General features: G+C 37.9%; 15 protein-coding genes. 10 read left to right on the forward strand and 5 right to left on the reverse strand.

Going from position 1 to position 12348, the window contains the following annotated elements:
* Positions 1-49 precede the first annotated feature (49 nt).
* Positions 50-502 (reverse strand): hypothetical protein, encoded by a 453-nt coding sequence (locus VB691_RS10155; protein WP_323291375.1) that lies wholly within the window; start codon positions 500-502, stop codon positions 50-52.
* 200 nt (positions 503-702) lie between these two features.
* Positions 703-1875 (reverse strand): molybdopterin-synthase adenylyltransferase MoeB, encoded by a 1173-nt coding sequence (gene moeB, locus VB691_RS10160; protein WP_323291376.1) that lies wholly within the window; start codon positions 1873-1875, stop codon positions 703-705.
* A gap of 132 nt (positions 1876-2007) precedes the next feature.
* Here moeB and VB691_RS10165 point away from each other — a divergent pair, with 132 nt between their 5' ends.
* Positions 2008-3396 carry an MFS transporter gene (locus tag VB691_RS10165; protein WP_323291377.1) on the forward strand — a complete coding sequence of 463 codons (1389 nt, stop codon included), beginning with the start codon at positions 2008-2010 and terminating at the stop codon, positions 3394-3396.
* 50 nt (positions 3397-3446) lie between these two features.
* On the opposite strand, the gene VB691_RS10170 is transcribed toward VB691_RS10165, so the two are convergent.
* The gene (locus VB691_RS10170) at positions 3447-3977 is read right to left on the reverse strand and encodes a hypothetical protein (RefSeq protein ID WP_323291378.1); all 531 of its coding nucleotides are present in this window, start codon (positions 3975-3977) and stop codon (positions 3447-3449) included.
* Between the two features lie 52 nt (positions 3978-4029).
* Entirely contained in the window at positions 4030-4500 is a 471-nt protein-coding gene (locus tag VB691_RS10175) for a M67 family metallopeptidase (protein ID WP_323291379.1), read from the reverse strand.
* A gap of 84 nt (positions 4501-4584) precedes the next feature.
* Between VB691_RS10175 and VB691_RS10180 the strand changes: the two genes are divergently transcribed.
* From VB691_RS10180 to VB691_RS10195, 4 genes are all read left to right on the forward strand, one after another.
* Positions 4585-4908, forward strand: coding sequence for a phasin family protein (locus VB691_RS10180; protein ID WP_323291380.1), 324 nt, complete (start codon positions 4585-4587; stop codon positions 4906-4908).
* Positions 4909-4937: 29 nt separating this feature from the next.
* Positions 4938-5486 (forward strand): FKBP-type peptidyl-prolyl cis-trans isomerase, encoded by a 549-nt coding sequence (locus tag VB691_RS10185; protein WP_323291381.1) that lies wholly within the window; start codon positions 4938-4940, stop codon positions 5484-5486.
* A 119-nt stretch (positions 5487-5605) separates the two neighbouring features.
* Complete coding sequence (locus VB691_RS10190) at positions 5606-6394, forward strand: MBL fold metallo-hydrolase (RefSeq protein ID WP_323291382.1); 789 nt, start codon at positions 5606-5608, stop codon at positions 6392-6394.
* 51 nt (positions 6395-6445) lie between these two features.
* Complete coding sequence (locus tag VB691_RS10195) at positions 6446-6709, forward strand: hypothetical protein (protein WP_323291383.1); 264 nt, start codon at positions 6446-6448, stop codon at positions 6707-6709.
* Positions 6710-6879: 170 nt separating this feature from the next.
* On the opposite strand, the gene VB691_RS10200 is transcribed toward VB691_RS10195, so the two are convergent.
* On the reverse strand, positions 6880-7476 hold the full coding sequence (locus VB691_RS10200) for a hypothetical protein (RefSeq protein WP_323291384.1): 597 nt from the start codon (positions 7474-7476) through the stop codon (positions 6880-6882).
* A gap of 221 nt (positions 7477-7697) precedes the next feature.
* On the opposite strand from VB691_RS10200, the gene VB691_RS10205 reads away from it, so the two are divergent.
* From VB691_RS10205 to VB691_RS10225, 5 genes are all read left to right on the forward strand, one after another.
* Positions 7698-8249, forward strand: a complete 552-nt coding sequence (locus VB691_RS10205) for a retropepsin-like aspartic protease (RefSeq protein WP_323291385.1) — start codon at positions 7698-7700, stop codon at positions 8247-8249.
* Positions 8250-8329: 80 nt separating this feature from the next.
* Entirely contained in the window at positions 8330-9418 is a 1089-nt protein-coding gene (locus tag VB691_RS10210) for a tetratricopeptide repeat protein (protein WP_323291386.1), read from the forward strand.
* Between the two features lie 92 nt (positions 9419-9510).
* Entirely contained in the window at positions 9511-10092 is a 582-nt protein-coding gene (locus VB691_RS10215) for a thioredoxin family protein (protein WP_323291387.1), read from the forward strand.
* Positions 10093-10203: 111 nt separating this feature from the next.
* Positions 10204-10980: an ABC transporter permease gene (locus VB691_RS10220; protein WP_323291388.1), complete on the forward strand. Its 777-nt coding sequence runs from the start codon at positions 10204-10206 to the stop codon at positions 10978-10980.
* Positions 10981-11027: 47 nt separating this feature from the next.
* Entirely contained in the window at positions 11028-12224 is a 1197-nt protein-coding gene (locus VB691_RS10225; protein WP_323291478.1) for a glycosyltransferase, read from the forward strand.
* Positions 12225-12348 lie beyond the last annotated feature (124 nt).

The raw sequence follows: 12348 nt of genomic DNA on the forward strand, positions 1-12348 counted from the left end.
CACTTATTACTTGTGAAAGAGCATGACTTTACAAACATACTCCCAATACCTAAACCCCCGAACTTCTCAATTCCTGCACTTCTGAACTTCTCCTACTTGGGTGATATTTCATCCATTGGAAAGATACAATATTGAGTAGTAACCCAATGACAAAAAGAATGACCATTAAGGCAATTTGAAACCAAGCAATGGGAGTGACAAATAAATCAGCCGTAATATGACTAAAGTTGAGGAAAGAGTAAATTACCGTTAACCAAAAATGCCCAACACGAAAAGATTTAGACTGGGTAAAAACTGTTGCAATCATGGCAAACATGGGTAAGATAAAAAAGCCTAACATTAGCCATAAAACCCAACTAATATCACTGGTATCATGAGAATGGGCAATATCTTGTCCATGAAATAGAGGCATTAAACCCAGTTGAGTATGGAATAAAGTTCCTAAAAGAAAAGTTGCCCAAAGAGTATTAATTTTACTTTGATAATTTGTTATTGTATTCATAATGCTCGCCCTCCTGATCTTATTGTAGAAGATACTTTTGAGAATGCGATCGCTGATCATAATGATCAAATCCTGTAACTTAGCCAAGAATGGGGTTAACAGATTGTTAATTTTAACTTACCCGTTTCGGGGTTTATTTGCTGGTCGTAATTCATCTCCCGTTCAAACCGATAGGCTTAACCGGAGATGAATTGCTTCATTTAATATTGAGGAACATTGGGATCAATTTCTTGACTCCAAGCGGTAATACCTCCTTTCACATTAGTTCCTTCAATGCCAGCATTTTTGAGAATGCCTAATGCTTTGGCCGATCGCCCTCCCATCTTACAATGGGCAATGACACGATGTTCCTTAGCTAATTCTCGCACTTTTTCAATGCCAGGCCCTTCTTCAATGTCTGGTAAGGGAACTAACACAGACCCAGGAATGCGGGCAATTTCGTACTCATTGACATTGCGAACATCAATTAGTACAAAAGCATCTGCCCCATGCTCCATTAATTCCTTCAAGTCCTTAACGCTAATTTCGGGAATAGCAGACTTTTCTTGTGCTTCTGCTGCTTGCGCTTGGGGAATGCCGCAAAATTGCTCATAATCAATCAATTTTTCAATCACTGGCCGTTCTGGGTTGGGCCGTAACTTCAGTTCCCGAAACACCATATCCCAGGCATTGTAAAGCAATAAACGCCCACTAAGGGTATTTTTTGCCCCCAGAATGATTTTAATGGTTTCCGTGGCTTGAATGGTGCCAATGATGCCAGGAAGTACCCCTAAGACACCTCCTTCTGCACAGGAGGGGACCATTCCTGGTGGTGGGGGTTCGGGATATAAGTCCCGGTAGTTGGGGCCACCTTGATAGTTAAAGACGGTTGCTTGACCTTCAAAGCGGAAAATTGACCCGTAAACGTTGGGTTTATTGAGCAACACACAAGCATCATTGGTAAGATACCTGGTGGGGAAATTATCTGTCCCGTCAATGATCACGTCATAGGGTTTCATGATCTCTAGGGCATTTTCGGAAGAAATACGAGTTTCGTACAAATCCACTTGACAGTAGGGATTTATCTCTAAAATTCGGTCTTTAGCTGACTCAATCTTCGGTTTTCCTACCCAGGAAGTCCCATGAATGATCTGACGCTGTAAATTGGAACTATCAACAATGTCAAAGTCCACAATGCCAATGCGTCCAATTCCGGCGGCGGTTAGGTACAGTAGAAGGGGTGAGCCGAGGCCTCCGGTACCAATACAGAGAACACTGGCAGCTTTTAGGCGTTTTTGACCGTCTAGCCCCACTTCTGGCAAAATAATGTGACGAGAGTATCTTTGGAATTCCTCTCTATTGAGTTCGATGGTTTCCAAATTAGGATTTAGCATAGGTGTTGTTTTACCTAAGTAAACGCACGATTTTTGAGGGGCGTGGACTATTTATTGTAGCAGATTTATTTTACTGTTTATCAATGAATAATTATTCATTATTCATTACTCATTATTAATTAAAGAGTTAAAATGTCATCTTTTGAAAGCTTTGAACGCCAAACTAAACTAAAATTTTCAACTAAGTTAGCTTATGGTATCGGAGAGTTAAGTGGTTCCCTACCTAGTAATATTTTAGTTTTCTTTTTTCTCTTTTTTTTGACGGATGTTGTCGGTTTAAATCCCAGTTTAGCTGGCATGATTATCATGGTGGGCAAAATTTGGGATGCTATAAATGATCCGTTAATTGGGTGGTTAAGCGATCGCACTCGTTCTCGTTTTGGTAGACGCTATCCTTGGATGATTTTAGGTTCCATTCCTTTAGGTTTAAGTTGTTTTTTATTGTGGACAATTCCCCCAACTAATAATCAAACATTGCTCATTATTTATTATACGATAATTGCTTTAATTTTTTATGCTGCATTTACAACAGTTTTGCTGCCCTATAGTGCCTTATCTGCTGAACTAACTCAAGATTATGATGAGCGGACTAATTTAATTAGTTTTCGTTCTGCTTTTAGTATTGGAGGGAGTATTTTTTCTTTGGTTTTAGCTGAACTAATTTTTTCCAGGGTTGATAATAAACAACAACAATATTTAATCTTAGGATTATTCGCGGGAATTATAGCCATTATTGCCATTTTTATTAGTGTTTGGGGAACTTATAAAAGGTATCATCAGGTAGAACAAAAACCTGGCAATTACCATCAAGCATCACCCTCATCTTTGTGGCAAAAAATACAAGTAATCTTGACAAATTTTCCTTTTTTATGTGTGATGGGAATTTATCTTTGTTCTTGGTTAAGTGTTCAAACAATTGCGGCAATTTTGCCCTATTTTGTGATTAATTGTATGAAGTTATCTGAGGAACATTTTACCCGCATGGCAATTACGGTTCAAGGAACAGCATTAATGATGATGATTCTGTGGAATTTTCTTAGTCATCGTCTAGGTAAAAAAGCGATTTATTTAATGGGTATTCCCTTTACAATTGTAGCAGTAATTGGCTTATTTTTCTTACAACCAGGGCAAGTAATCTTAATGTATGTCATTGCTATTATGGCCGGAATTGGCATTGCAACAGCTTATATTGTACCTTGGTCAATGTTGCCTGATGTTGTAGATTTAGATCAATTAAAAACAGGGGAAAGACGGGAAGGAATATTTTTTGCTTTAGTCGTACAATTACAAAAAATTGGCATTGCTTTAGCCTTATTTCTAGTTGGTAAACTATTAGATAGTGCTGGTTATATTCCTGGAAGTACCGGACAACAACCAGATACAGCTTTATGGGCCATTCGGATGATTATTGGCCCATTACCCACCTTGTTATTAATAATTAGTTTAGTTTTAGCTTACTTTTATCCTATTACCCGACAAGTTCACCAAGAGATTTTATTACAGCTTTATCACAAAAAATAAATCCCCCATGACTGAGGGAACTAAAATTAAATCTTGTTTAATTAATGTTTTTATTGTTTCTTTAAGGAAGACTTAGCAACTGCTGCTAAACCCAAACCAACAAATGCTAAGGTAGCAGAAGGTTCAGGAACACGAGGTTTTTCTGCTAACGTCCAACGACTCGATTCAAAGGTTTCAAAATCATTGCCAAAATCCGCAGTTGTACTAAAAAATTCACCACTTCCAAATCCTAAATCACCGATAAAAATACCACTATTACAACTCGTATCAGTACAAGCTCCTAAGTTCATTGTTAAACCATTTAAAGAAACAATTCCCAGAGAACCTAAAACACCAGAACTACTACGAACAATAGGAGTCTCAGGGAGAGAACTCCCATTTAATTGACTCATCATAACAGAAGTGACATTAATAGTGTTTCCATTTGATTGAATATTCCCATCAAGCATTCCCGTATAGATACTCCCTCCTGCTGTGGTGTAAGACCAATTAAAGGAAGCCGCAGATGCTGCTGTATTGCCCATAAGCAAAGTTAAGGTTGTTCCGGTAAAGAACCCTAAAAATGTTGTGATTTTTTTCATCAATTTATCCAGTTAAAGAACAATCACTGACATTGTATAGAGTCGATGGGAATTAGGCAACATATTTGATGATTTCTGGTTTAAATTGCTGATGCTCATTGAGTATCCAGCTTTGTAGTTCAGTTGCTTTACCTAAGATAACAGAAACAATCAAATAAGAATATGCAGGCCAAGCAATAACACGATCAAACTCAGAAGGAATAGCCGGATAATCAGGATGAGAATGATAAATTCCAATCAAATTAATTTGGCGATCGCGGACTTCTTTTTGTACTTGTAAAAGAATCTCTGGCGCAATACTAAAACGGTTGTTCTTACTTAAAGTTTGGCCAGTAGAACTTGGGAGATGAGGTAAACTTTCATCAGTGTGAGGACTCCAATTATTCTCAGTTTCCCGTACTTCTAACACAAATTTGTGCTGATTTTCAAGGGTTCCCAAAAGTAACCCACAACACTCTTGGGGATAAGTAGTTTGAGCATGGAGACGAATTTGCTGAAGTTGAGTTGTCGTGAGATAAATCATGGTTGATGATATCTTGCGATAAGATAGTCAAGTGATCAATTCGGGTGTCATAACCTGTAATTTGCTGGGGAGGCAAGAGAAGCCATGGACAATAATGACTGGATTAAGCAATTATTGCTAGTAGGAATTGGAACAACGTCACTGGCAGCAGAAAGATTAAAAGAAGTCAGCGAACAATGGGTCAAAGAAGGTAAAATTAATCCTGACCAAGCTCAAGCCTTTGTTGATGATCTCATGACACAGATCAAAACAGGACAGGGTAATTTTGAGGGTAACATGGAACGTCAACTCCGCAATATGTTACAAGATTTAGGCGTACCTCGTCAGTCCGAAATGGATGAATTAAGAGGACGTATTGACCGTTTAGAACGTCAAGTGAGAGATTTAGAGAATAAGTTATGGCGTTAAAGAAAACCAACCAGGGAAACAGAAAATCTATGCGAGAAATTTTGATTAGTTTTGGCCTTATTGCTGCCTGTAGTTTATTATTGCTACTGAGTTCTGTGTTTAGTAGCCCTAAACAACCAACAGCGATCGCAGCTACCCTCAAAGGTGAACTCACCGAAAACATCACCCAAATTACTCCAGAAACCCTTTTAACCCTGAATATTACCAATAAGGAACTGACAAAAATGGACTTAGAAAACACAGTAGAAACGCCCTCTGGACTCAAATATGTTGAAGTCAAAGAAGGAGACGGGGCCAGTCCCACCACGGGAAAAACAGTGACAGTCCACTATACAGGAACCCTAGAAAATGGCAAGAAATTTGACAGTTCCCGCGATCGCGGTCAGCCTTTCTCGTTTAAAATTGGTGTAGGACAAGTCATCAAAGGTTGGGATGAAGGAGTTGCTTCGATGAAAGTTGGAGGACGACGAACTTTAATTATTCCTGCTGACTTAGGTTATGGTGCGCGGGGTGCTGGTGGTGTTATTCCTCCCAATGCAACCCTAATTTTTGATGTGGAATTGTTAGAGGTTAAATAATACAAAGCAAGAGACATTTTAACAGTCTCAGAACTTAAGTACAAGCCTATCTGTAGAGGTAATTCATGAATTACCCCTACAAAAAACTAATAATGTAAAGTAATTGATGAAGCAGATTTATGCAGTTAACATGGCTTGATAATAATTCCTGGTTAATAGAAATTGCCGGAAAACGCATTCTTCTTGACCCTTGGTTAGTAGGATCTTTGGTATTTGGTAATTTAGACTGGTTATTTAAAGGGGTTAAATCAAAAACCTATAATTTGGGGGAACCTATTGACTTAATTCTCTTGTCCCAAGGATTAGGCGATCATGCTCACATTCCTACCCTAAAAGAATTAGATCATAATATTCCTGTAGTTGCTTCTCCCAATGGGGCCAAAGTAGTCCAAGAATTAGGTTACACCCAAGTGACATCCTTAGCTCATGGGGAAAGTTATACCTTGGATAATCAGGTAAAAATTAAAGCATTTCCAGGTTCTCTTATTGGCCCCCAATTAGTCGAAAATGCTTATGTCATCATCGATTTAATCACAGAACATAAACTTTACTATGAACCCCACGGTTATCATAGCTCCAGCTTAACAGAAGAAGCCCCCATTGACGTTGTTTTAACCCCTGTGGTGGGAATTAGCATTTTGCATCTTCTTCCCGTCTTACAAGGGCAAAATACCAGCCTTAAATTGTGTCAAACCTTAAAACCTCAATTTATTCTTCCCACCGCAGAAGCAAAAGATACAGAATATGAAGGAATACTCGCTACTGTGTTGCGACAAGAGGGAACGATAGAAGGGTTTCGTCAACAATTAAGGGATCATCAGCTTTCCACCCAAGTAATGACCCCGAAACCTGGGGAAATAGTACAATTAGAGTTTAAATCAAGGGAAAAGACAACAAGCCAGGGTTAATTCTGCTATAACTAAAATAGCCTTAATTAACCCATATTTTCGGAAAATTTAGTGAACTGGTATCTAGTGTCTGTCCGTCCTAACAAGCGAGATTTATTCTTAAAGCATTTAGATTTTGCCATTGATAAAAATCAGCTAAAAGAATTATTTGTTGATAGAATATCTCCCTCAGATCCGATGTATAAAGATATGATATTAATCCAAATCAGTAATCTGAAATTAGCCCAAACTCAATTAAGAGGAATTGAGCATTTTCAACGGATAGAACCGAGGCCTTTAACCGAGAAGCAACTGGGGCAGTTTGTGGGGAAATAATCGTCACTACGCGCCGAATTCAGAACGGTTTTGGTGATTATAAGGTTTGGGGTCAATCAAGATAGTTTTTGACAAGGAATAACAGGAAAAACGTCTTTTTTTTCTGTTCAGAGAGGGAGTTAGAGGGGGAATTTTTTCTATTCCTTAACCCCTAACTCCTAACCCCTAATTCAACGACGAGAAGCACAAGCATTTAACGCCTTTAACACTTGATCGGGGTGTTTTTCCATCATAAAGGCTTCCATTTCATAGGGTAAATCTTGGGGATCATAAAGATTTAAACTTTCCCAATCAGCAGACCCCAAACTGACTAAAATGGAACGATAGGTAGATGAATCTGTCTTCATAATTGGGATCACATCACCATTATCAAATCCTGCCGCACAGTCTTGAACGACGTGCCAACTTTCATGGGCTAAAGTTTCGATATAAAGGGTAAAATCTTCTCGATTATTTTGACAAATAGTCATCCGGTTAGGTGCGGGTTGATAATGACCTAATAAACCTGGTTGACAACTTTCATAACTAATAGAAACACCAGCTTTTTGTAAGGCAGTTAAAAATTTACTTTCATAAAAATTATAGCGACTCGAACCATCTCCCGATAAATCGACACACTGTCCATTATTGGTAATTAAATAATTGCTATAATCACAATTGTTGATATGATAAGGGCTGTTGCGGGAAAATTCTTGTGCCATCACGGGGGTAGCCAAAATGAAGCTGCTAGAAACCAAAGAAGCACAAAAAGCAATCGTTGTTCTCATAGATCATAGACTCTCACAATAGGGTTCTGCTATATTATTGAGTGTTCCCCAATCTCTCTGAAAAATCTCGGTTGAGGAGATGATTTAGATCACAGTTGAAATGTGACTACTATCACAGAAAATTGTCTCAACTTAGTTAGATTGACGAGAATGTTAATTGTAGTCATCATCTTGGGAATACTAAACAAGAAGCTTTCATACTCATTAATTCATTAGCTGTTATGGTCATTCAACGAATCCTCAGCACTCTCGTTGTGGTTACAAGTATCACATTAACGGCGCAGGTTCCCCAAACTCTAGCGGAACAATCTTGCTTTTTACAAGGGACCAACGGACAGAATATTGATTTAGGTCATCTCTGTGGGGGAGGCGCACCTCATCCGCCCAAGTCTAACGCCTCAACCAACCAAACTGTTTTTAGAGTTCCCATTAAACGCCGAGATTCAGGTATTCCGGTGGTTGATGTGACTTTTAATGGTAAACATACCTTTGAGATGCTCTTTGATACAGGAGCCAGTGGGATTACCATTAGTACCGATATGGCATCAGTGATGGGCTTAAAACCCGAACGAGGCTCCTTCTCTCAAACAGCAGGGGGTGTAGTTCCCATTGGTATTAGTAAGGTAGCTTCTGTGAAAGCAGGGGAACTGGTATCATCAAGTATAGAAATTGCCATTAATCCAGCCCTTCCCATTGGCTTGTTGGGACAATCATTTTATGGGCATTATGATGTGATGATTAAGGAAGATACTATCGAATTACGGGCAAGGTAAAGAGTAAGTAATAAGTAATAAGAACAATAGGGGAAAGACTTCTGTTACTATGCTTGTTAAAGTTACTAATATTTGAAGCCATGTTTGCTAAAGCAACCTTACCCTGGATAGCAACATTTTTACTGAGTAGTTCCCTTGCACCTGCGATCGCCTATCCTAACCCCTCTTTAATGCTCGCTCAAGGGGCTAATAATCAACAACTTGATGATTTACTACGGGCCGGCAGAGAAGCGGTGGATGCGGGAGATTATCGACAAGCGATCGCTATTTATGAGCAAGCATCTACCATGGATGGGGACAATCCGAAAATCTTTTCTGGTTTAGCTTATTTACACGCACAACAGGGTAATTATCAAGCAGCAGTTAAATATTATCAACAAGCTCTAAAATTAGATTCTAGTAATGCGGATTTTTATTATGCTTTAGGGTATAGTTTGGCGAATATTGGGGATAATAGGAACGCATCTTCAGCTTATTATTATGCCATTCAACTTGACCCAAAATCAATTAAAAGTTACATCGGGTTAGGAGTTGTTTTGCTGCGTCAGGGAGACTATGAAGGGGCAGCAGAATCCTATAAACGAGTGATTGCACTTAATCCGAATAATCCTGAAGCTTTTGCTATTATGGGGTCTTCTTTACTGCAACAAAAAGAGGTTGAGAAAGCGATTCAATATTTAAGTAACGCGGTGGATCGGTTTCCGAGGAATAGTGAATTAAGATTACAATTAGCCAGTGCATTTTTACAAAAAGGACAGTTGGATTTAGGGTTAAAACAGTTAGAAACTGCTGAAAGAATTGATCCAAGTAATTATAAAGTTCAATTAAAAATTGCTAGGATTCTTGAAGTTCAAAATAATTTAGATGAAGCCTTAAAAATTTATCGAAGAATTTCCTATCTTAAGCGCAAATCTCCTGAAGCTCATGCAGGAGTAGGCAGAATTCAATTAGCCCAAAAAGATTATTTAGGTGCTATTGTAACTTATAAAGATTTAATTGAAATTATTCCCCAAAATCCTGAACCTTATTATTATTTAGGAGTTGCTTTTAAAGAGAGAGGCAGAAAAAAAGAAGCAAGAAAAGCTTTAGATCAAGCCCGTCAACTTTATCAGCAATATGATAACAAGGACGGGATTACCAAAGTTGATGAATTGTTAAAGAAATTGTAAAAGTTTTGTCTCAAGAACAAAAATGGGTTGGTAATTAACAACTTTTTTCATTAGAATAAGCTAAAAAGAAACTTCTTTAAGGAGCAATTATTATGGTAAGAACCCTTTCAACGATGTTACCCCTCGGCACAAAAGCCCCCGATTTTGCTTTAGTTGATGCCGTATCAGAAAAGACTATATCTTTAGATACTTTTGGGGACAAAAAAGCCTTATTAGTGATGTTTATTTGTGTTCATTGTCCCTTTGTTAAGCACATTCAGGAAGAATTGGCTAAACTCGGAAATGATTATGTTGAGCAAGGCCTAGGGATTGTGGCTATTAGTACAAATGATATTATAAAATACCCTGATGATTCTCCCGAAAATATGAAGCTAATGGCAGAAACTTTGGGATTTAATTTTCCATTTTGTCATGATGAAAGCCAAGAAATTGCTAAAGCTTATACTGCCGCTTGTACTCCTGATTTCTTTCTATTTGATCGCAACAAAATCCTGGTTTATCGTGGACAATTAGATGATAGTCGGCCCGGTAATGCTCTCCCTGTCACTGGAAAAGATTTACGGGCAGCCATTGAAGGGGTTTTAGGGGATAAATCTCTTGATTCTGAGCAAAAACCTAGTATTGGTTGTAATATCAAATGGAAACCAGGCAATGAACCCCCTTATTTTGGTTAAGCTTGCCATTACTTTTAATCGTGGGTTACGGTGGTTCATAAATTAACCGATGAGTAGCATAATTGATCGCCACCTAACCCACCCTACACAAAAATTTAGGAGATAAATAGGGTGAAGGGCGTTATTGAATTAGATACGGTAGATTTAGGATGGTCATTAGGAATTATGGCGATGGCTATTGTTCTATCAAATTGGCAAAAATTAGGCTTAGAAGGACAATTATTGTTAGCCACAGGGCGATCGCTACTACAACTATTAGTCGTCGGTTATGCGATCGCTGCCATCTTTGAATTAAATCATCCTCTCCCTGTTTTAGCCATTTTAGGGGTAATGTTAACTATTGCGGCCAAAGTCAGCCGAAATCGCATTCCTCATAAGGGTAGAGGCTTATTTGCGCTGATTTGGGGTTCTTTATTCGTCAGTAGTGGTTTAACCCTCAGTTATGCCCTAATTTTGATTATTCAGCCGGAAACTTGGTATTCTCCCCAGTATTTAATTCCTTTGACTGGTATGGTTTTGGGAAATGCCATGAATAGTGGATCATTATCAGGGGAACGTTTGGTTAATTCTATTAATCATAATCAACGGGAGGTAGAAACCTATTTATGTTTAGGAGCGACTCCGCAACAGGCGATCGCTACTTATCGAAAAGATGCCATTCGGGTGAGTTTAATTCCTACTTTAAATCAAATGATGGTGGTGGGAATTGTGAGTTTACCGGGAATGTTTACGGGACAGGTTTTGGGGGGAAGTGATCCTTTAAATGCGGCTTCTTATCAAATTTTGATCCTTTTTATGATTATGTTAACAAATATCCTAACGGCTATTTTAGTTACAGAAGGAGTTTATCGTCAATGCTTTAATGAACAAGCACAGCTAACTATTTAAAAGGGAACTGTCAACAGCCAATAATTAATTATTAGTTATTTTCAATGATGATGAATATATTCGTTTCAATAGCAATTTTATCTTTGATTATTTGGCTATATTTATTACTCTTTAGGGGAGGATTTTGGTTCAGTAATCAACGAATTAATCCTAATTTAAAGCCCTTAAATCATTATCCTTCTGTTTGTGCTGTTATTCCTGCCAGAAATGAAGCGGATGTCTTACCAATTAGTTTAAAATCTTTATTGACTCAAGATTATCCTGGCAACTTTTCTATTATTTTAGTGGATGATCAAAGTGATGATAATACGGGTAATGTAGCCCAAGAAGTCGCCAATAATTGCCAAAAATCTGAGGGTTTACAAGTCATTTCAGGACAACCTTTAGCCCCAGGTTGGTCAGGAAAATTATGGGCCATGGAACAGGGAATTTGTCAAGCCCAAAAACAAGAAAATAAGCCAGATTATTTCCTGTTAACGGATGCTGATATTGAGCATCATTCTAGCAATTTACGGGAATTAATTACTAAAGCAGAAGAAGAAAATTTGGCTTTAACTTCTTTGATGGTTTGGTTAAGATGTCAGAGTTTTTGGGAACGATTTTTAATTCCTGCTTTTGTCTTTTTCTTTGAGAAACTTTATCCCTTTTCTTGGGTAAATAATCCTCGTAATAAAATGGCAGCAGCAGCAGGAGGATGTATTTTAATTCGTCGGGATATTTTAGAAGAAATTGGCGGTATAGAAGTCGTTAGTAAGGCGTTAATTGATGATTGTTCTTTAGCAGCCGCAGTTAAAGCTAAATTACAGGAAAATAGCGAAAATACCACTCAAGGAATTTGGTTAGGATTAAGTGAAAAAACCCGAAGTTTACGGCCTTATGATAGTTTAGATTCTATTTGGAATATGGTAGCAAGAACAGCCTATACTCAGTTATATTATTCCCCTTTCTTGTTATTAGGAACGCTGTTAGGAATGATTTTAGTATATTTAGTTGCACCAATTAGTTTAATTTTAGGGGTGCTTATGGGTAATCAATTAATAGGAATAATTGGGGGAATTACTTGGTTAATGATGGCAATTTCTTATATGCCTACCTTAAAATTATATCGCTGTTCTCCACTGTGGGGATTTAGTTTACCTATTATTGGTCTTTTGTATAGTTTAATGACTTTAGATTCTGCTTGGCGACATTGGCGCGGTAAAGGAGGAGGTTGGAAAGGGAGAGTCTATTCAATTAATAATTAACCAATCATATTACACAATTGTAGAGACGTTTCAGAAAACGTCTCTACTGGTTAAATTAGTTAATCGTTTAAAATTTATTAATCTTGGCTAAATATTGATCTAACTTTTCATTGGTTTCTAGGTA

It is taken from the genome of Crocosphaera sp. XPORK-15E, from assembly GCF_034931425.1.
Taxonomy (GTDB): Bacteria; Cyanobacteriota; Cyanobacteriia; order Cyanobacteriales; family Microcystaceae; genus UHCC-0190.